The sequence below is a fragment of the Lachnoclostridium phocaeense genome, assembly GCF_959599685.1.
Lineage (GTDB): Bacteria > Bacillota > Clostridia > Lachnospirales > Lachnospiraceae > Claveliimonas > Claveliimonas monacensis.
Genome location: NZ_CAUGIN010000009.1, coordinates 1 through 21,716, shown reverse-complemented (window position 1 = coordinate 21,716; position 21,716 = coordinate 1). Strand labels below are relative to the sequence as shown.

Here is a 21,716-nt window from a genome sequence, read left to right as displayed (position 1 = left end):
GCAAACTCCTCTTTTACTTTCTTTCGTACTGCTGATATCTTACTCTACTGTGACAGATTTGGCAAGGTTTCTCGGCTTATCCACATCGCAGCCTCTGCCCACAGCCACGTAGTAGCCAAAGAGCTGCAGAGGGATAATGGCAAGGGAGTTGGTGAAGTATTTGTTGGTCTTGGGAATATAGACAACGTAGTCCGCCGCCTTCTCCACCTCTGTATTGTCCACATTGGTCACAGCCATGACAAAGGCTCCCCTTGTCCTGACCTCCACCATATTGCTGATGGTCTTTTTATAGAGTTCCTCCTGGGTCAGAACAGAGCACACCAAAGTTCCCTCCTCAATCAGCGAGATGGTTCCGTGCTTTAACTCCCCGGCCGCGTAGGCCTCAGAGTGGATGTAGGAGACCTCCTTGAGCTTCAGGGACCCTTCTAGGGAAATAGCGTAATCAATGCCCCTTCCGATAAAGAAGATACTGCGGGCCGCCAGATAGCGGTTGGCGAATTTCTGTATCTTGTTCTGATTGTTCAGCATCATTTCCACCTGGGCCGGCAGTTCCTTCAGCTCCTCGATCATCTCTGCAAGGCCCTCATCGGACAGCTCTCCCCTGACATGGGCAAATTTCATAGCCAGGAGATAAAGAGCGATCAGCTGGGCGGAGTAGGCCTTTGTGGTGGCCACGGCGATCTCCGGTCCAGCCCACGTGTACATGACATTGTCCGCCTCCCTGGCAATGGAGCTTCCCACTACGTTTACGATACCAAGCACTCTCACGCCCTTGGACTTAGCCTCCCGCAGAGCCGCCAGCGTATCTGCCGTCTCTCCGGACTGGCTCACCACGATGAGGAGCGTGCCCTCCTCAAGGATAGGATCCCTGTAGCGGAACTCAGAAGCCAGATCCACCTCCACCGGGATCCTGGCCAGGCCCTCAAACACATACTTACTTGTCATGCCTGTGTGGTAGGCTGAACCGCAGGCAACGATCATGATCTTCCTTACGGCCTTGATATCCTCATCGCTCATGCCCAGCTCCTCGATCACGATCTTCCCGTCTTTCAACCTGGGAGAAAACGTATCGGTGATGGCCTTGGGCTGCTCATACATCTCCTTCAGCATGAAGTGCTCATATCCGCCCTTTTCTGCCGCATTGACATCCCAGTCAATGTGGACGGTCTCCTTGTCGATGGGCTCCTCATCCACATTAAAGAACTCCATCTGCTCTGCCGTCATGCGCACGATCTCTTCATTTTCTATAAAGACCACATCTCTTGTGTACTTCAGCACAGCCGGCACGTCAGAGGCAATGATGCTCCCTCCTTTTGTGTGCCCCACGATCAGCGGACTGTCCTTGCGGACCGCATAGAGTTCATCCGGATGATCACTGAAAATGATACCCAGCGCATAAGATCCCTCCATGCGGTGCATTACCTTTGTGATGGCCCGCAGCGGGTTCCCATCGTAGTAATAATCCAGCAGCTGGGCGATGATCTCTGTGTCTGTCTCTGACACAAAGGTATAGCCTTTCTTCTCCAGCTTTTTCTTCAGTTTCAGATAATTCTCGATGATGCCGTTATGCACGACCGCAATGGTCCTGTCCTGATTAAAATGGGGGTGTGCGTTGGTGTCTGACGGCGCCCCGTGGGTGGCCCACCTTGTATGACCAATCCCCAGTGTACCCGGCAGCATCTCTCCGCCGTGACTCAGCTCATTCAACACTTTCAGCCTTCCCTGTGCCTTCATCACATGGATCTCCTCCCCGTCATAGACGGCAATGCCGGCGGAGTCATATCCTCTGTACTCCAGTTTCTCCAGTCCATCCAGCAAAATAGGCGCTGCCTGTTGGTCTCCGATATATCCTACGATTCCACACATAACCACTTCTCCTTATTATATTTGTACATATATCCATTTTTTTTGCACTATCAAGCTGTATTGTATCAAAAATACGGTCTCCTGTAAAGAAAAAGGAGAATGCAGTTTCCCACATTCTCCTTAAACTGTTAATCCAGATCAATGATGTCCATCTTAAAGGTGTCGTCTTCTTCCGCATGGCTGCGTCTCTCAGGCGCTTTCTTCGGCCTCTTTGCCGGCTCTCTCACCCGCGCATTCAGCAGAGCGTCAAGATCCTCAATATCTTCCTCATCGTCCACGCGGCTGCGTCGGGACACATCTCCATAAGATCTCTTTCCCCCTCTTACGAAGGAATCGTAGTCTTCCTCGTAATCCTCATCGTAGTCCTCTTCATCATAGCTGTCGTACTCGTCGCCGTCCAGATCGTACTCATCATCGTCCTCGTAGTCAATGCCATCCTCAAAGTCATCGTCCTCGTAGTCCTCAAAACCTTCATCAAAATCAGTCTCCTCAGCCTGAGGCTGCAGCTTGTCTTTCTTCCTGGACTTTTTGTCTGCCTTCTTGTCTTTCTTGTTTGCCGCTTTTTCCTGTTCCTCGTCCAGATCAATGCCGTACTCATCATAGAGATCATCCAGCTCCAGATTGCGGTGATGCAGCTTCACAAGAGCCACGATCAGAATGATCACTACCAGCACAAAGAGCACACAGGCAGCAACCAGCACCCAGCGGAGGTTGTCCTGTATAAACTGAAGGATCGTTCCCAGTATACCGTCCGCTTCGCCGGACTCATCTGTGGAGATAGACAGTGGGCGCAGATATCTCTGGTAGGTACCGTCTGTTGTATCGTATTGATAGAGCACTTTGTTGCCATCGCTGTTCAGGCCGTACACCAGGTAGTACTCTGTATTGTTCGTATTCTGCCAGGCAGGGAACTCTTTGCCGTTCAGCGTAAGAGTTGTCTCCTGGTAACCGCCGGGAATATTCACTGTCCCATCATTCTGAAGAAGGATCAGATAGCGGTCTGTAGAGAGTTCTACCTCCTCAAAAGGAGAGAAGCTTCCATCATCTGTATTGTACAGGAAAAAGTCCCCTTCTCCTCCTGCCGCCGGGACAAGGTACATGGCTGTCGCACCGCTGGAAGCCTGGGTAACTACCGTGCATGTCTGTCCCTCGAACTGCATCTCTGACCGCTCAAAACCTCCCGGGATGATCGCGTCAGAGAAATCACCGGAGATCACGTAGGATGTACCGTTCACCTCCACCGACGGGCCGGAGGCTGCTGAAGTGTTCTGAATAAGAGACGGATCCCCGGGGCCGATGGTGATTGTAGACTGCCCTCTTGTCACGTCGATGGAATCTCCGTCCACATCTGTGCCGGATGCGGAAGAGATCTCGATCACTGTCGTCCCTTCCTGGAGGGCCTGGAATGTCATCGTAAAGTTCAGCTGTGTGGAAGTGCCGTCTCCCGCACCGCTCAGAGTCAGCGTGCCATTATTGTCCGTAACCTGGCCGCCTTCCACAAAACGCAGCATGGATGTATCGTATGTGAGGGTCGCCTCCGCCGACTGCACTGCCACAGTTCCCGTAAACGTGGCTGTCACTTCCACCTCAGCCCCTACCGTTGTGGAGGGGTCTGAAAAGCGAAGCTGTCCCGAAGATGCATATGCGGAAAAGGAAAACCCTGAAACCAGTATGCATACTGCCATCAATGCCATTAATGCTTTTCTCAATTTTTTCATTGTTCATTTTCCTCTTTATTCGTAATATTTCAATCTCTGTCAGCGCTCTTTCCTTCGTATCAGGATGCCACATCTCCGCCGCCAGAGCCGCTTCCGTCTCCGGTTCCGCCGCTGCCGCCGTCACTGCCGCTTCCGCCATCTCCGGTTCCGCCGCTGCCGCTGTCACTGCCGCTTCCACTGTCTCCGGTTCCGCCGCTGCCGCCGGTACCGCTTCCATCTCCGCTTCCGCCGCTGCCGCCGGTTCCACTTCCATCTCCGGTTCCACCGCCGCCGGCGCCTCCACTGCCGCCGGTACCCGAGCCTCCGGTTCCGCTGCCGCCGGTCCATCCTGAATCGTCACTGTAGCCGTCATCATAACCGCCGCTGTAATCGTAGGAGGAGTCATCTTCGGGCTGCACCATAATCGCCTGGCTGTCCTCATCTGTATCAGCCACACGATCCCCGGCCTTGGCCACTATGTTTCCACTGATCGTGGACACAGCAGAAGAAGGTGTATATCCATCTTCTGTTCCAAAGAAGAACTCGTGGAGCTGCTGCACGTTGCTCTCCAGCGTAACCGGGATAACCACACTTCCTATATTATTTAATGTATCTGTAGACTTGTCGAAAGGAAATCCTGTTGTCTCACCAAGTTTATAATCAAATGCATCCAGAGCATATTCCATGATCTCTGTGAGGGTAAAGTTGGTGGACACTTCCGGGAACACTTTATCGATGATCTTATTGATCTGTGAAAGACTTGCCCCCTGAAGCTTCTCGATCACTTTTGCGAGCACATCCCTCTGTCGCTCCGCACGCTTAAAGTCATCGCCCGTAGTATAACGAATTCTAGCATAAGCAGTTGCTTGGACTCCATTTAAAGTTTGCAATCCCGCTTGGCTTACCCCTGCAGAATCTTTCCCTGTCACCTTGATAATCTCTGTAGCATATCCATTAATATACTGGATTTCTTCATTCTGTACATCAATTTCTATACCACCGACAGCATCAATCACATCAATCAGTGCATTAAAATTTACAGTCACATAGTGTTCTATGTCCATATCCAGGTTTTCATTCAGCATCGCCACCGCTGCTTCAGGGCCTCCAAACGCGTAGGCCGAATTGGCCTTGTTCAGTGTCCCGTCTGTCTGCTGCAGAAGTGTGTCCCTATATACAGAAGAGATCTTTACTTCCAATGTCTCCCGGTTGAGGCTGGCAATCATGATGGTGTCACTTCTTGTATCTTTCTCCAGTTCACCTTCCCTGGAATCTACACCAAAAAGGGCAACGTTGAGATATCCCGTCCCCCTCTGTCTGGCCTCCTCAGAAATATTCAGCTTGTCTGCGTCAAGTTCCACCGTGTCAATCTTTGCCAGCTTGCTGGCCAGCAGCACTGCACCGGCAGCTGCCACAACCAGAAAAGTCCCTCCGACAATAGAAGCAATCTTTTTTCCGAGAGACCAAGAGGCAAACCCCCGGTTTTTCTTTCTGCGTCCACGCCGGTAATGCTTTCTTTCTTTCGCCATTACTAAAATCCTTTCGCTAAAAAACTACATGATTTCCGAACATATCATTCTATACTATACATGATTTTTCCCAAAACTGCAATTATTTTTCCCAATAACTCTGGCTCATCGTACATTTTCTCACAAGCCAAAGAGGCAATTTCCGGTAACTGCGTCCAAGACGGTATCCCAAATATTTACACCCGCTGTGCCATACCAATTTGGGGATCAGCCACCCTTTCTTTTCTCTCAGCAGATATCTGGCCGTATTTTTCACAAGGCGTATCCCTTCACTCTCCGATGCAATCCCCGCAAACACTTCCGGGTGCTCCGCCTGGGAGACAGCCAGATCAAAATTCCGATGGAACTGCTGGAGCCCTGTATAATTGTGGGAATGGATCACCTGGGCATCAGCCGCATAAGCGATCATGTATCCTTTTTCAACCATGTGTCCTGCCAGGATCATATCCTCATTAAAGATCGTCTTCTTCTCAAAACCTCCAGTTTCCTCGTAAGCCTTTTTGCTGTAGGCCGCGCACACATCCGAGCAGAAGAATGTCTTGATCCCAAGGACCGGTATATCCGCTTTTCCCTTCAGCCTTGACTTTTCCGGGTAATTAAAAGACCTGGTATACCGCTCAATGATATGGCAGTCCTTCCTTGGAAGCTGGCGGGCATATGCCGCCCCCACATCTTCTCTCTCAAAAGGGGCCGTCAAATGCTCTATGAGGAAGGGATCAGCCGGGACTGCATCCTGGGTCATAAAGACAACAATGTCCGCATCTGACTGGCGCATCCCCATATCTCTTGTGCCTCCGTGATCAAAATCTGCTTTCTCAATGTGGGTCACATGGATCCCCTGCTCTTCACAGAACTTTGCCGGAAAACGATCAGACACAGTATTGATCACATGGATCCTGTCCGGAAGGTAGCTCTGCTTTTTCAGCCGAAGGATTAATTTTTCGAACTGTTCTCCTGGTTTATATACAGGTATAATAACTTCTATCTTTTTCAAAATTTACCTTTATCCTTCCCTTTCTGGGCTATAATTACTTCTTTCGGCAACTAATAGTCTGATTGTATAGCCTCAGTTCCACTATCTATTCCTGTTAAATATACAATATCATCATCTATTTTTTGTACCGTATCCGATGTTATATACTCTTCCTCTCCAAAAAGGTACGCGTGCAATTGTACAACATTTTCCGAGAAGTCAATAGGTACAACATATGATCCACTATGATTTTGCACATTTTCGGAAGTAGTAACTTCAAACGGAAAACCTGATGTGTCTACTATATTATAATTCATAGCGTTCGATGCAAAACCCAACAGTTCGATTGAAGAAAAACTTGTAGAAACCTGCGGAAAAACATCATCAACAATCTTATTCAATGTCGAAAAACTCGCTTGTTTCGCCTTTTCTATCACCTTTAACAACACTGTTCTCTGTCGCTCTGTACGTTTAAAATCATTTCCCGCCGTATATCTTATTCTTGCATACGCTGTGGCCTGCACGCCATTTAAAGTCTGTGTCCCTGCCTCATATACCCCAAGAGACTCCTTACCTGTTACGTTTACTATTTCAGTTATGTAGCCATTGATATACTCTAATTCTTCCTCCTGAATATCAATTTCTATTCCTCCAAGCGCATCAATCACGTCAATTAGCGCGTTAAAATTCACACTTGCGTAATTTTGAATGTCCAAGTCAAAGTTACGATTCAAAAGGCTAATAGCCTCCTCCGGTCCTCCTTTTGCATAGGCAGAATTCGCCTTCTCGTATGTACCGTCCGCCTGCTGAAGCAGCGTATCCCGGTAAACGGACACGAGTTTCACATCGCTGGTCTCGTTGTTGATGCTGGCGATCATAATGGTATCACTCTGGACGCCGCCCTCCAGCTCTCCCTCCCTGGAGTCAAGCCCAAACAGGGCAATGTTCGTGTACGGCCCTGTATCTTTATAAACATCCAGCTTGTTCTGGTCCAGAATATTGAAATCCAGTTTGTCCAGCTTGAATACGCCGTAGGCCACAACTCCCAGAACTGCCAGGATGATCAGCTCGATCACAAGCACGATAATCCGTTTTCTTCTCTTTTTCTTACGAAGCTGGCGCCGCTCCTCGCGGGTCAGCTTTTTCTGCAATCTCTTCTTCTTGCTCATTCTATCTCCTGTCATCTTCCGTTAACTAGTAAGCGTTCTTATTCACAAATCCCTTAAAGAACGTCATGATAATGATCTTGAAGTCAAAACCAAGAGTCCAGTTCTCAATATAGTACAGATCATGCTCGATCCGCTTCCGGATCGAGGTGTCTCCCCTGTATCCATTCACCTGTGCCCAGCCGGTCAGCCCCGGGCGCACCTGGTGCTTCACCATGTATCTGGGGATTTCCTCCTTAAACTGCTCAACAAACTGCGGGCGTTCAGGGCGCGGTCCCACCAGGCTCATATCTCCCTTCAGCACATTGACAAGCTGAGGCAGCTCATCGATGCTGGTCTTTCTTATAAACTTTCCAATGGGCGTCACTCTGGGATCGTTCTGGGTCGTCCAGGCCTTCTTCTCAGCAGATGCGTCCTGCACCACCATAGAACGGAACTTATACATATAGAAAGGCTTGTTCCGCATGCCGATCCGCTCCTGCTTGAAGATCAGAGGTCCGGGAGACGTAACTTTGATGATCACAGCCACCACAGCCATGACCGGTGAAAACAGGATCAGCGCCACCACTGCGCCAAAAAGATCCACACACCTCTTCATAAAGGCGTTCAGCCGGTTATTCAGGGGCACATGGCGTATATTGATCACAGGAAGTCCCAGTAGATCTTCCGTATATGGCTTGGTAGGGATGATATTGTTGTAATCCGGAATGAATTTGGTATGGACGCCTGATTTTTCGCACATGCTGACGATCTTTGCCAGCTTATGGTATTCTGCAAGGCCCAGTGTGATGGCGATCTCATCCAGCCGGTTCTCTGGCAGAATGATGGACAGATTGTCGATCCGTCCCAGCACCTTGATCCCCTTGTACTCTGTTCCCCTTGGCACATTGTCCGCAAGAATGCCCCGCACCGTGTACCCCCAGGAAGGGTTCGCCACCACCCTGTCAATGTACGCCTCCGCAGCCTGGCTGTAACCGATCAGAAGGATCTGTTTCTGATTCAGCCCTTTTTTGCGGATACTGCGCAGCAGAATTCGGATCAGATTGCGCATAAGCGCCTCTGCAAAGACATTGACACAGAAAAATACAAAGAGCATGCTTCGGGAGAAATTCTGCTCTTTTACAAGATAGAGGACAAGGATCAGCCCCATAAGGCCAATAGCGTTGGCCTGCGTGATGTGCCATATCTCCAGCCTGCGCCCCTGCACTCTCTTAGGGGTATAGAGCTGGAAAATATAGTACAGGATCAGATATCCCGGGATCACAAAGATGAGAACCCGTGTATATTCCTGCAGCGACAAATACCACGGCGAAGGCGGGAACACGCCAAACTTAAACCGGATATACCAGGCAAGCACATAAGATATACCGATGACACATGCATCCAGGACTACGTGCAGTCCATTCCAGAACCTTTGGTTGTCTTTTATCATTTTATAATTTCCTCAATTTTATATAAACATTATCATTATTTGACATACTGCTATCAAATCCTGTTCTATCATACACTAAATATAGTGAATGAACAAGACTTCCCCACACATTTTTTCTTAACATTTATTTAACACTTTTGAAATATTCATGAAGATCATATGGCAATTCAGCGCCGTCTCTGGTATAATCAATAAGTATTTAACATGAATCATCTGAAAAATCAGAGACAAAGAACAGAGGAAACAAATCATGCAAGTTACCATCGTTATTCCGAATTATAATGGGAAACATTTCATGAAGCCCTGTCTGGAATCATTGGACAGGCAGACCTGCAAAGATTTTGAGATCATTGTGGTGGACAACGCCTCCTCCGACGGGAGTATAGAATATATGAAAGAAACTTATCCGGATATCCACTGTATTGGGCTGGATAAGAATTATGGCTTCAGCCGGGCGGTAAATGAAGGGATCCGGGCCTCCCGCACTCCCTACGTCATCCTCCTGAACAACGATACCACTGTGGATCCCCACTATGTGGAAGAGATGTTGAAAGCCATCCGAAAATCAAAACGGATCTTCTCCGTCAGCAGCAAAATGATCCAGATGTATCACCCGGAACTCATAGACAGCGCCGGAGACCTCTACACCCTCATGGGCTGGGGCGTCTGCCGCGGCACCGGAAGACCCGTGTCCAACTACACCCAGCCGGATGAGATCTTCACAGCCTGCGCCGGAGCCGCCATCTACCGCCGCTCCGCCTTCGAGAAGATCGGATACTTTGACGAGTCCCACTTCGCCTACCTGGAGGACATCGATGTGGGATACCGGGCAAAGATCTATGGATACAAAAATATGTACTGTCCTACTGCCCTTGTCTATCATGTAGGCAGCGGCACAAGCGGCTCCAAGTACAACTCCTTCAAGGTAAAATTATCCGCAAGGAACAGCGTGTATCTGAACTACAAGAACATGCCCCTGGCACAGCTGATCCTCAACTTCATCCCCCTGGCCCTGGGCTGGCTGGTCAAATCTATCTTCTTTATGAAAATCGGATTTGGCAAAGACTACCGGGAAGGGCTGAAAGAAGGATTTCAGACCCTCTCCAAACAGAAAAAAGTTCCCTTCCGGCTCCGCCATCTGGGAAACTACATTAAGATCGAGCTGGAGCTGATCGCCCACACCTTCGCCTACGCAAAGGACTGGTTCAGCAGAAAACTGGGACACAAATAAAACAATTTTGAAATGGGGACGTAATCCTTTTAAAAAGTATTACGTCCCCAATGCATTTTACTGGTGTACAATTGTGTACATCGCTCTGTCATTTCTTTAATTTTTCACACATTATGGCTAATTAGAAGTGAAATGTATCCTTCAGCACGGCCCACTTCTGGTCTTTCTCACTTAAGTTCAGCGCTGTTCCATCTGCCAGATGATAACCTTCCGCAGAAGCGCTTCCCTTATATTCTCCTTCAAGCTGAGGCCAGGTAATGCCGATTTCCGGATCGTTCCAGGCAAGTCCGCCCTCGTCTCCCGGATGATAAAAGTCTGTACATTTGTAACAGAACTCGGCAATATCGCTGAGCACCAGGAATCCGTGGGCAAATCCTTCCGGAATGTAGAACTGTTTCTTGTTGTCCTCTGTCAGCTCGATGCCGAACCATTTGCCATATGTCTCGCTGCCGCTTCTAAGATCCACTGCCACATCAAAAACAGAACCTTTGATGACTCTCACCAGCTTGCCCTGGGGAAATTCTTTCTGGAAGTGAAGTCCCCTGAGAACGCCCTTTGTGGAGCAGGACTGGTTGTCCTGTACAAATACCATGTCCAGGCCGTTCTCCTCCATGTCTCTCTGGCTATATGTCTCCATGAAGTATCCTCTGGCATCCCCGTGTACAGCCGGTTCGATGACACAGAGTCCCTCAATGCCGCCTGCATTTTTCTCTACTTTGATCTGTCCCATTTTCCAAAAGCCTCCTTAGAATTCAATCTCTTTCAGATATCTTGCCAGCGCGTCCTGCCATGTGGGAAGGGGTGTAAAGCCATTGGCCGCAAGCTTGCTTTTATCCAGCCTGCTGTTGAAAGGCCTTGCCGCCTTGGACACACCGTACTCTGCCGTGGTCACCGGCTTCACGGTCAGACGGTCCTCACTGTACTCTGTATGTCCCATCTCCACTGCCTGGCGGAAAATCTCTTTTGTAAAATCGTACCAGCTGATGTAGCCGCCCTCGTTGGTGGCGTGATAGTAACCGTATTTCTCTGTCTCCAGCATGTCCACCAGAAGTCTTGCCAGATCAAATGTATACGTAGGTGTGCCGATCTGGTCATCCACCACAGTCAGTGTGTCGTGGGTCTTACCCACGTTCAGCATAGTCTTGATGAAATTCTTTCCGTTCTTACCGAACACCCAGGCAATGCGGACAATGAAGTACTTCTCCAGTGTCTCAGACACAGCCAGCTCTCCTGCCAGCTTTGTCTCTCCGTACACGTTCAGCGGTTTGTAGTCCTTGCAGTCCGGATCCCAGGGAGTCTCACCCTGACCGTCAAACACATAGTCCGTACTTAAGTAGATCATCTTGCAGTCCAGCTTTTTACATACCTGTGCAATATATTTTGTACCGTCCACATTGATGGCGTGCACTTTTTCTTTTTTATCTTCATCCTCGGCCAGATCCACCGCTGTCCAGGCTGCACAGTGCACGACTACATCCGGCTTCACTTCCGTGAGGACCTTCTCCACAGACGCCTGGTCTGTGATATCCATGGGCACATAAGGCATAGACTCCACCGGAGTGCCGTCCTTGATGCCGCTGTACTCTTCCTTAATGTCAGAGCCAACTCCTTCATAGCCGCGGCCAGCCAGCTCATTCATCACATCATGCCCAAGCTGTCCTGCCACGCCAGTCACAAATATTTTCATTATTTGATCTCCTCCCGGTTTCCGTACATTTTCTCATAATAGTTCTGATACTCTCCGGAAATGATGGTCTCCCACCACTCCTTGTTGTCCAGATACCACTGGATGGTTTTCTTGATGCCGTCTGCAAATTTTGTCTCCGGCAGCCAGCCAAGCTCATTGTGGATCTTTGTAGGATCGATGGCGTAGCGCATGTCATGTCCTTTTCTGTCCTCCACGTAGGTGATAAGGCTCTCCGGCTTTCCAAGCTCCTTGCAGATGATCTTTACGATATCAATATTCTTCATCTCGTTGTGGCCGCCGATATTGTAAACCTCGCCCACACGTCCCTTGTGGATGATAAGGTCAATGGCCTTGCAGTGGTCTTCCACGTAGAGCCAGTCCCGGACATTCTCGCCTTTTCCGTATACCGGCAGAGGCTTGTCGTTCAGCGCGTTGGCGATCATCAGCGGGATCAGCTTCTCCGGGAAATGATAAGGACCATAGTTGTTGGAGCAGCGGCTGATAGTCACAGGCAGGCCGTATGTTCTGTGATAAGCCAGCACCAGAAGGTCTGCTGCCGCCTTGGAAGAACTGTAGGGGCTGCTTGTGTGGATCGGTGTCTCCTCTGTAAAGAACAGATCCGGGCGGTCCAGCGGCAGATCGCCGTACACCTCGTCTGTAGACACCTGGTGGTATCTCTGGATACCGTATTTGCGGCAAGCATCCATAAGCACTGCAGTTCCTTTAATGTTTGTATCAAGGAACACTTCCGGGTTCTCGATGGAACGGTCTACATGGCTCTCAGCGGCAAAGTTCACCACCATATCCGGGTGCTCCTCCTCAAACAGCTTGTACACAGCCTCACGATCTGTGATGCTGGCCTTTACAAAACGGAAATTCGGGTTGTCCATGACAGGCGCCAGTGTGGACAGATTTCCTGCGTATGTCAGACAGTCCAGACAGATGATCCGGTAGTCCGGATACTTATTTAACATGTGAAATACAAAATTGCTCCCGATAAATCCGGCTCCGCCGGTTACAATAATATTCATAGTGTTTTTTCTCCTTTATGTTGCTTACTTTTTTATTCTAAATTAGTACAGGTTCTCCTGATACTTGCCATCCAGGACATCCTTCAGATACTGGCCGTACTGGTTCTTCTTCAGGACTTCGTACACTTCCATCACGTCCTCCCTGGAAATCCAGCCATTTAAGTAGGCGATCTCCTCCAGGCAGGCAATCTTTCTGTGCTGGTGGGTCTCCATGGTCTTGACAAAGTTGGTGGCATCCACCAGGCTCTCATGGGTTCCTGTGTCCAGCCAGGTGAAGCCCTGTCCCAGAAGCTCCACGTTGAGCTGTCCGTCCTCCAGATAAATGCGGTTCAGATCTGTGATCTCCAGCTCTCCCCGCTTGCCGGGTTTTAAGCCCTTGGCGTACTCTACCACTTTATTGTCATAGAAGTATAATCCGGTGACACAGTAATTGCTCTTCGGATGCTCCGGCTTCTCCTCGATGGAGATCGCTTTCCCTTCCTTGTTGAACTCCACGATACCGAAACGCTCCGGATCATCTACATAGTAGCCGAACACTGTGGCTCCCTTGCCTTCCTCTGCATTTTTTACGGCAGCCCGAAGTCTCTTGTTCAGTCCGTGTCCCGCAAAAATATTGTCTCCCAGCACCATAGCTACTGTATCATCGCCGATGAACTCCTCGCCGATGATAAACGCCTGGGCCAGTCCGTCCGGACTTGGCTGCACCGCATAGGAAAGCTGCACGCCAAACTGGTGCCCGTCCCCCAGCAGCTCTTTAAATCTGGGTGTATCCTGGGGTGTGGAGATGATCAGAATATCCCGGATACCCGCATTCATAAGAACAGACATGGGATAGTAGATCATCGGCTTGTCATAGATAGGCAGAAGCTGCTTGGATGTAACCATGGTGAGAGGATAGAGGCGTGTGCCGGATCCTCCTGCTAAAATAATACCTTTCATTTCAAAACCTCCTTGGTACCCTGTATCTGGTATTCCTGGTAAATAGTATTTCTGATAAGCCGTATCTTATTAGTTTAATTGCATTATAAAAGGTGACCTTAGGTCACCTTCAAGTGTTTTTAACATTTTGTAATATTTTAGTCATTTTGCACAAATAAAAACTCCTGCATCCTTCGTGATCCGGAATCCTTCCGCAGTCTTCTTCTTCACAAATGCCCGGAAGTCATTATACTTTTCACCTATATACTGGCCCTGGTTCCCGTGACAGGAAAGCACATAAGAGATAAGAGGCTCCGGTTCCGTGACAACAAGACAGTCCTGGTACTGCTGCCACTCCACTTTGGCGAAACTCTTCTCCAGCAGTTCTTCCCCATTTTCTTTTCCGAATTTCTCATACAGTTTGTCCGCAGACAGAACGATCTTCTCATCAAACTCCTGCACAAGCTGGCTGACTTCCTTCATATGTTCCCGCCCATAGGTACTGCAGACAAACCTCCCGCCAGGTTTCAGCACTCGTTTTACTTCCCGGCACACAGCCTGCACATCCTGGCAGTAGAAAAGCACGTGATTGGCGATCACAAGGTCAAACTGCTCCTCCCCATACGGTATACGATGACAGTCAAAACTCCGGAAAGAAAATCTTCCATCTTCCGTCCCGATGGCACGCCTAGCATCCCGCAGCATCCCCTCCGAGATATCCGAGAGGGTCACCGCCACATGATCCGGAAGTTTCTCCTTATTTTCCGTCCAGAGAGTCCCATCCCCGCATCCCAGCTCCAGGATCTTCATCCCATCCTCCATACACAAGTTTTCATAGATCCAGGGGAACCACCCCTGCCTGTTCTGTGCATAGAGACTGTGAAGATTGATCCTGGCAGCAATATTTGTGGCGCTTTTATACTGGTTCTTAAAGCTCTTCTCCATCCCGGTAAGATGGATCAGATCCAGCATCCTGCTCCAGTCCACAGCATGCTCCTCCCGGATAGCCGTGGTCGTGTCCTCAATGGCCTGTTCCACCAGCTGCATCTGCTCGATCCGGTCCTGTATCAGTTTCTTCTGAATGTCCAGAGAATTCAGCATAAAATGATAATCCGTATCCGCAATGGTCATCTCCCGGATATCATCCAGGGAGAACCCCAGATACTTCAAAAGGAGGATCTGCTGCAGCCTTGCAAAATCCTCATCTGTATAAAAACGTGCCCCCGCATCCGTCACATACGAGGGCTTTAAAATATTCTGCTTATCATAGTAGCGGATCGTCCGCAGGGTCACCTGGGCCATGCGAGCGAACTCGCCGGATGAATAGTAGCCTGGTTTCTTCATGTCCTGCTCCCCCAAGCCTTACTCAAATCTGGCCAGATAGCCCGGATACTCGGCATGGGTCGTCGAGAGATCATCGCCTTCAACTGTTATTTTTATTTGATCGCAATCATATGCTTCAAGAAATGTATTACACACTGCTCCAACCGCATAATACTCTGCCGAGGTGTCCATATTAGATAAATACGTAGCAAAAGCTTTATTCAAATTCAGTTCTATACTATCTTTATTATCTACAGTTTTAATTGAAAACGAAAGCATATCTACATCTGCCGTCAAAGTTCCCTGTGACACAAGAGCTCCTAAGACACTTTGCGGAGCCAGAGACTCTATTTCTATGTCTTTCGTTTCAAACGCTGTGGCATCTGCATTTCCAAAATAGACACTGACTTGATTTTTTGCATTTTCCTCTATTTGCTCATCTTGATTTCCACTCTCATTCTGTGACTGCGTTTGCACTTCCGTTTGCGATTCATTCTCTTCCTTATCCGTACCGCCACTACAGCCATATAAAGCACATCCCATCGCAAAAATCAGAATTGTAAACAAGAACTTCTTTTTTTTCATCTGACTTCCTCCGTCAAAGTATTTTTCATTTTCCCTAGCCAGAGAATATTATTTCTAATGTTTTAGCATCCCACGCACAGAATACCCATCAGTATAAAACCTCATATAAAGATACATCAGTATAGTTAGGATAATCCAAAACCAGGTGGTTGTAAGACTAAACCAAGTGGTAAAAAAAGATAATCCCAGATAGAAAATCAGTTGTCCACCGATGAGTAACCATATCGGATTCTCACTCCCGTATATTTTATAATATATTTTTCTACAGGCAAATCCAATAAGTACTGCCAGGGCAAAAACGCCTACCACTCCAAAATCGTAATATGCATCGTAAAACATAGTATAAGTATTTAATTCGTCCTTAGTAATATATATTGGAAAAGTAACTAATTCTGGAAATACAAATTTCAATCCTGTCAATCCAAATAATGGAAAAAGCATTTTCAGCCCCCATGTATGACCTGACAAATTTTCAACTAAACAGTTATAATTCTCATAATTATTTACAATATATATATATGGCTGGCTAAAAGCAACTGGCAATTCACTATTTTTCATTTCAAATATATCATTTAAATATGATGCATCGTGATTTCTAAATACAGAAAGTACCCCATAGCCAATAACAAGGCATATCCCCAATCCTATTACCGTCCTCCACTTTATCTTTGAAGATAATGTAAAATATGCAATAACAGCAAACCCTACTTCAAAAATAAGCTGAAATCGCGAAACACACAACACCGGAATACCGACAGCAATAATATTTGCCAGGACCAAACAAACAACTTTCTTTTTTTTCACTCCCGAAAACCAGTACAATACAGAGAGCACCGGGATAAACACACAACTCACCGTAAAGTAATGAACGCCGGATACGTGAAAATAAGAGTAGGCATGAGCAAAATCAACGAAAATTGGGATATATCCAACAATGTAAGCCTCTAAAAAGAACGCCATTAGAGAAAGAGCAACTACTGCAAAAATACAATGCAGTAACGGAGTACTATATTGCTCATATCCGCGTCTGCAGCAAACTTGTATTTTCTCTCTTCCAAGACTATTTTTTACTCTAAATGCCAGCACAAAACCCACATATGCGATTCCAAAGCTCAGCCATGTGATAACAGACCATTGCTGTTGTAATCTACTCAATTGAAAGCATGCCAGCCCTTGTCCTCCAATCCAGGCCAATCCAAAAATCCCCTGCATGTCCACAAAATTCAAAGTACATTTATATCTATAAACATAGATTGTAACAGCAAGAGAAATTAAAATAATGCCCGAAATATAAGGTGTGACAGTATAATAAAGTATGATCGAAAGTATATATATAATACTCCAAACCGTGACTTCTTGTTTTAAATTCATAATTCAAGCAACCGTCCCATACTATTTAAACAACTTATACATGACCTTGATAAAAAGAACAAAATATATCTCAAATAGAATTACCACAAAAAAAGTTTCCAAGTCGAATTTCCAAGTTACAGTTCTAATAATCACTGTACCATCTCTGCTTTCTCCATCTACAGTATAAGCTACATCTTCCTCACTGTTTTCCAGATAAAAGCCAAGCCCAGCGTCTTCTCTGCCTGTAACATGTAATGTCACTTCGTACTCTCTGCCTTTACACCCTTCAATAGTATCAAATGAAAGATTTAAAAATTTGTTATTTTCTGCAAGAGCCCCGTCCACAGTCCCCTCACGAAGCAGTTCTCCGGTCTCAACATCCGTAATTGCATATTCAATCATACTCTCATTTGTCTCACCTATTGTAACACATTTAATACGCAAACCATCCAGGCGATTTTCACTTACAACAAATTTCTGACTAACATTGTTGTCGACTAATATACCTGTATTAAGATATGCACTATTATCAACATCTTCATTATACACCGCATGCAGTTTGTTAATATGGGAATACAAAAAAGCAAATCCTACAAATATTATAACTAGTACTGCATATTTAAAAGCTCTTTTCATTCTTTTCTCCTTTTATGACCTGCTGTATTCCTCTCCAATTTCCTTTGCATCGCCAAATCTTTTCACAACACCGTGATCCAACCAGACTACTTTGTTGCAAAGCATCATGACCTGTTCAATAGAATGCGACACAAAGAGCAGCGTAGTGCCTTGATTCAACATTGCCTTAATACGCCTCTCACATTTTTCTTGAAAACGAAAGTCACCAACTGAAAGTACTTCATCCACAATAAGAATATCTGGAACTCCTATAGTAGCAATTGCGAAAGCCAAACGTGATACCATTCCTGACGAAAAATTTTTCACTGGCACATTCATAAAGTCATGCAATTCCGAGAAAGAGACTATATCATCATAATACTCCTGCATCTCTCTGCGTGAGTATCCGAGCAACGCTCCATTTAGGAAAACATTTTCCCGCGCTGTCAGATCCATATCAAATCCGGCCCCCAACTCAATCAAAGGGGCTATGTTTCCATTAATAGCCACACTTCCCTTGGTCGGTTTCAAAACTCCCGCTATCGTTTTCAGCATAGTACTTTTTCCGCTTCCGTTTAATCCGATCAGGCCAAGAGACTCTCCCTTTTTAACCTCAAAAGATACATCCTTCAGCGCCCAGAATTCATCATAAGAAATCTGCTTTTTTAAAGTTTTAATTACATATTCCTTAAAATTGTCAACTCTTTCAGATGCAAGATTAAATTTCATATATACATGATCTACTTTAATAATTGTATCCTGTCCCATATATTTCTCCTAAATATTCAATATAAACTCATCCTGCATTTTATAGAACACCCTTAATCCTATCGCCAACATAACAAACGCTTCTGCAATTCCCAAAATCAACGATCCTATATCCGGGATATTACCATACATCATTACTTCCCGAAACATAATCACATAATTTGTAATAGGATTAAGCATAACAAGCATTCTAACTTTTTCCGGCAAAAATGTTATTGTGTAAATCACCGGTGTAAGATATAACAACGCAGTTGTAAAAACGGAATACAAATGCATAATATCCCTGAATTTTACTACCAGTGCAGCCAGCAAAAGGCTTACTCCGAGGCAAAATACAATTAACAGCAACAGCGGGAATATAAATAATACCACAGTCCAGTAGAGCGGGATCCGCATAACCAGCATCAAAAGAATAAGTGCCAGGAATGATGCTGATAAATTAACCACACTGGACAATATTCTGGACAAAACAAACAAATATTTCGGTACATAAATCTTTTTTATGAGTGAAGCATTTCCCAATATTGCAGACATAGCATTTGACGTAGACTCATTATAAAAGTTAAATACCAGCTGGCCGCTCAACAGATATATAGGATAGTACTCAATATCAAACCTAAAAAGATTGGAAAAGACTATTGTTAATACAATCATCATTAACAGCGGATTTAACAATGTCCATAACACACCTAAAACAGACTTCCTGTATTTAATTTTTATATCTCTTGCTACCAGTTCTTCTAGCAATGGCTGAAACTTTTTAAAATTTTGTATATATTTTGACACACTCTTTCCTCCAAAAATCATATATTGCTTTTCCGATTACACATGCGTCAAAATAAAAACCGATTGACCATCAACTTTCACTTTTCCGCTTCCTGCTGGTATAAAGAAGGTATCTCCTTTTTGATAAGTAATGCAACCTTTTCGGGTATTCCCTATAATAGTCCCCATTCCCTCTAAAACAGTTATAGCGACAAACGAAGACTCATCAACAAGAATTTCTGCACTATCATTGACATCGTACTTTATACATTCAAAATATTTACATTTACCAAGCAGCTGCACCGAATAACCATTGTGTATTTCTGTCTGAGAGGATGTCCCCTCCATATTCTCCATTTCACTGAAATCCAGAACATCCAGTGCCTTTTCAATATGCAGTTCCCTTAAGTTGCCATATTTATCAACTCTGCCATAGTCATATAATCGATATGTCGAATTAGAGCTTTGCTGTATCTCACAAACCATTACTCCAGCACCAATTGCATGGACCGTCCCAGCTTCAACAAAAAAGACATCGCCTTTATGAACAGGCACTTCATTTAGCAACTCTGTCAAGGTATTATTATTGATGTGCATTCTGACTTCAGTCGGAGTGACAGCTCTTTTAAAACCATAAAAAATAGTAGCCCCTTCGTCACAGTCCATTATATACCACATTTCATTTTTTCCATACTCATGTTCATGAGTCATCGCATAATCATCATCTGGATGGACCTGGACAGATAATCTTTGTTTTGCATCTATAAATTTTATTAATATTGGAAACGCATCAAAAGATTTACATTTCCATCCCAATGCATCTGCACTTATTGACCGCAGATAGTCCGAGAAAAGACGGCCCTTGAAATTACCATTTACGATCACGCTCTCACCATCCGGATGAGCTGATAATTCCCAGCTTTCTGCAATAATGTCATAGTCACAGTCTTTCTTAAACTGATCTCTTAATTTCGTTCCTCCCCATAAATAGTCTTTAAATGCAGGGAACAATTTCACTATCTCTTCATCTTTTCGCCTTGCCCCATTTGAAGACGGATAACTAATCATGTCTGTTTCTTCTACTTTTTCTCCAATAGCCACCTCAATAATAACTAATGGTTCTTCTCCATCATTAAAAACCTGGTGCAAAGTGCCAACAGGTACATCCACACTTGTCCCCCGCATGTATTGATTTGCTTCATTTTCCAGCACAATTGTAGCAGTCCCCGATACAATAGACCAGTGTTCACTTCTATGGCAATGTTTGTGAAGCGATAATGCCTTTCCTGGATATACCGTTACCTTTTTCACTCTATAATGAGGCGTATCCTTTAGGATTTCGTACGTCCCCCAGGCCCTATATCTAAGTACATTATCCTCGAAGAACTTCTCATATTTTTCATAATTCTCTTTTACAATTCCCTTAATCTGGAATGCAGAACCTTTATGTGAAATATATACAGCATCCTCCGTGTTCACGACAACTGCATCATTCAGATCATTTACGACAACAAGTTTATCATCACTGCGATTAATTACCATAGTATTGCTACTATTATTTCTAATTACATTTTCATGATCCTCTACTGCCGCATAATCATCCAATGACTCCAATTCACTGACATCCACCCAGCCAAACTCAGACTTTACAACTTTAAAATTTTGACTTTTTTCCACCAGAACGGGTTCCAGATTTCCCGCAGGAATTTCTTTCATCCATTCCTGTGGGAGAGTAATTTCATGTCCTCGCCTGACAACTCTGCGCATAACATCCATGCAGGCATCATACATCTTCGGAGCATATTTCCTTATCTCATTAAGAAAATCTCCGGCATAAAACATATAAATCCCACTATTCCAAAGATATCTCTCCGACTTCGCATACCTTTCAGCGTCTTCAACATCCGGCTTTTCATGAAATTCGGTAACGCTATCGCTATCATATCCTATATATCCATAGCCAGTATGTGCCGACTGCGCTTTTATTCCAAAAAGCACAAGAGCTCCGCTTTTTATCAACGACTTTGCTTTCACCAAACTTTCTCGATATTTCTCTCCCCAGATCAGATGATCCGCTGTAACTACCAAAAGAATTTCTGAAGGATTGCAAAGCATTGCTGCACATATAATAGCCGGGGCTGTTTTTCGTGCTTCTTCTTCATAAATACAACGATATTTTAAACCTTGAAAGACTCTCATTTGATTTTCAACAATAAAATTATACTTCTTATTGGTGACAATCAAAAATTCATCACAAAAAGGCATATTTCGCACTACGGTTTCCTGAAGAAGAGAATGGTTATTCTTTATATTAATAAATTGTTTAGGATAATTATTTCTCGATAACGGCCATAATCTATTGCCGCTTCCTCCGGCTAAAATGATACATTTCATATCTAAATACTCCAATCTTTAAACAGTACCATTATACGCAAGCTAACACTAAAAATCAAGTCATCAATAACTTATACCCCAAACAAAAAGGGCGGTTGACACCGCCCCACTGCTTTTCATTCTATAGCAACGCATCTTGAATTTCTTTGATTTTATCATCTGCTTCCTCGCTGCTGCTTTCCACAACTCCTATATAATATTTAATTTTAGGCTCTGTTCCTGATGGTCTTGCACAGCACCAAGCTCCATTAGACAATTCAAAATATAAAACATTTGAAATTGGAAGAAATAGATCTGACTTTTCCCCAGTCACTAAATCATATTTTTTCCCTTCTTTATAGTCCCGGGTCTTTATTACAGAATAACTTCCAATTTTCTTAGGA

General features: G+C 45.4%; 18 protein-coding genes and 1 pseudogene. 1 reads left to right on the top strand and 18 read right to left on the bottom strand.

What is annotated here, in order from left to right; all coding sequences use genetic code 11:
- Positions 1-39 precede the first annotated feature (39 nt).
- The 6 genes from glmS to Q5911_RS05720 form a co-directional block, all read right to left on the bottom strand.
- The gene (gene glmS / locus Q5911_RS05745) at positions 40-1,866 is read right to left on the bottom strand and encodes a glutamine--fructose-6-phosphate transaminase (isomerizing) (protein WP_226394662.1); all 1,827 of its coding nucleotides are present in this window, start codon (positions 1,864-1,866) and stop codon (positions 40-42) included.
- Between the two features lie 128 nt (positions 1,867-1,994).
- Positions 1,995-3,584 carry a cohesin domain-containing protein gene (locus Q5911_RS05740; RefSeq protein WP_303181616.1) on the bottom strand — a complete coding sequence of 530 codons (1,590 nt, stop codon included), beginning with the start codon at positions 3,582-3,584 and terminating at the stop codon, positions 1,995-1,997.
- A gap of 59 nt (positions 3,585-3,643) precedes the next feature.
- Entirely contained in the window at positions 3,644-5,092 is a 1,449-nt protein-coding gene (locus Q5911_RS05735) for an LCP family protein (RefSeq protein ID WP_303181614.1), read from the bottom strand.
- An 82-nt stretch (positions 5,093-5,174) separates the two neighbouring features.
- Positions 5,175-6,086 carry a glycosyltransferase gene (locus tag Q5911_RS05730; RefSeq protein ID WP_303181612.1) on the bottom strand — a complete coding sequence of 304 codons (912 nt, stop codon included), beginning with the start codon at positions 6,084-6,086 and terminating at the stop codon, positions 5,175-5,177.
- Positions 6,087-6,136: 50 nt separating this feature from the next.
- Positions 6,137-7,234, bottom strand: coding sequence for an LCP family protein (locus Q5911_RS05725; protein WP_303181611.1), 1,098 nt, complete (start codon positions 7,232-7,234; stop codon positions 6,137-6,139).
- 25 nt (positions 7,235-7,259) lie between these two features.
- A complete protein-coding gene (locus Q5911_RS05720) occupies positions 7,260-8,663 on the bottom strand; it encodes an undecaprenyl-phosphate glucose phosphotransferase (RefSeq protein ID WP_076776996.1) in 1,404 nt (467 codons plus the stop codon).
- Positions 8,664-8,913: 250 nt separating this feature from the next.
- Here Q5911_RS05720 and Q5911_RS05715 point away from each other — a divergent pair, with 250 nt between their 5' ends.
- Positions 8,914-9,894: a glycosyltransferase family 2 protein gene (locus Q5911_RS05715; RefSeq protein WP_303181609.1), complete on the top strand. Its 981-nt coding sequence runs from the start codon at positions 8,914-8,916 to the stop codon at positions 9,892-9,894.
- A 121-nt stretch (positions 9,895-10,015) separates the two neighbouring features.
- On the opposite strand, the gene rfbC is transcribed toward Q5911_RS05715, so the two are convergent.
- From rfbC to Q5911_RS05655, 12 genes and pseudogenes are all read right to left on the bottom strand, one after another.
- Entirely contained in the window at positions 10,016-10,624 is a 609-nt protein-coding gene (gene rfbC / locus Q5911_RS05710) for a dTDP-4-dehydrorhamnose 3,5-epimerase (RefSeq protein WP_303181607.1), read from the bottom strand.
- 15 nt (positions 10,625-10,639) lie between these two features.
- On the bottom strand, positions 10,640-11,581 hold the full coding sequence (gene rfbD, locus Q5911_RS05705) for a dTDP-4-dehydrorhamnose reductase (RefSeq protein ID WP_303181606.1): 942 nt from the start codon (positions 11,579-11,581) through the stop codon (positions 10,640-10,642).
- On the bottom strand, positions 11,581-12,612 hold the full coding sequence (gene rfbB, locus Q5911_RS05700; RefSeq protein ID WP_191384170.1) for a dTDP-glucose 4,6-dehydratase: 1,032 nt from the start codon (positions 12,610-12,612) through the stop codon (positions 11,581-11,583). Before rfbB ends, rfbD begins: the two co-directional genes overlap by 1 nt.
- 42 nt (positions 12,613-12,654) lie before the next feature.
- Positions 12,655-13,551 carry a glucose-1-phosphate thymidylyltransferase RfbA gene (rfbA, locus tag Q5911_RS05695; RefSeq protein WP_076776986.1) on the bottom strand — a complete coding sequence of 299 codons (897 nt, stop codon included), beginning with the start codon at positions 13,549-13,551 and terminating at the stop codon, positions 12,655-12,657.
- A gap of 141 nt (positions 13,552-13,692) precedes the next feature.
- Positions 13,693-14,874, bottom strand: coding sequence for a MerR family transcriptional regulator (locus Q5911_RS05690; RefSeq protein ID WP_303181604.1), 1,182 nt, complete (start codon positions 14,872-14,874; stop codon positions 13,693-13,695).
- A gap of 18 nt (positions 14,875-14,892) precedes the next feature.
- Positions 14,893-15,438, bottom strand: coding sequence for a GerMN domain-containing protein (locus Q5911_RS05685; RefSeq protein ID WP_303181602.1), 546 nt, complete (start codon positions 15,436-15,438; stop codon positions 14,893-14,895).
- Positions 15,439-15,492: 54 nt separating this feature from the next.
- Positions 15,493-16,809, bottom strand: a complete 1,317-nt coding sequence (locus Q5911_RS05680) for an O-antigen polymerase (protein ID WP_303181600.1) — start codon at positions 16,807-16,809, stop codon at positions 15,493-15,495.
- Between the two features lie 21 nt (positions 16,810-16,830).
- On the bottom strand, positions 16,831-17,427 hold the full coding sequence (locus tag Q5911_RS05675) for a hypothetical protein (RefSeq protein ID WP_303181598.1): 597 nt from the start codon (positions 17,425-17,427) through the stop codon (positions 16,831-16,833).
- A gap of 12 nt (positions 17,428-17,439) precedes the next feature.
- A complete protein-coding gene (locus tag Q5911_RS05670; protein WP_303181596.1) occupies positions 17,440-18,174 on the bottom strand; it encodes an ABC transporter ATP-binding protein in 735 nt (244 codons plus the stop codon).
- A gap of 9 nt (positions 18,175-18,183) precedes the next feature.
- Positions 18,184-18,960, bottom strand: a complete 777-nt coding sequence (locus Q5911_RS05665; protein ID WP_303181594.1) for an ABC transporter permease — start codon at positions 18,958-18,960, stop codon at positions 18,184-18,186.
- Positions 18,961-18,996: 36 nt separating this feature from the next.
- Entirely contained in the window at positions 18,997-21,333 is a 2,337-nt protein-coding gene (locus Q5911_RS05660) for a type I phosphomannose isomerase catalytic subunit (protein ID WP_303181593.1), read from the bottom strand.
- A 121-nt stretch (positions 21,334-21,454) separates the two neighbouring features.
- Positions 21,455-21,716: pseudogene (locus Q5911_RS05655) on the bottom strand (phospho-sugar mutase); the annotation flags it as partial.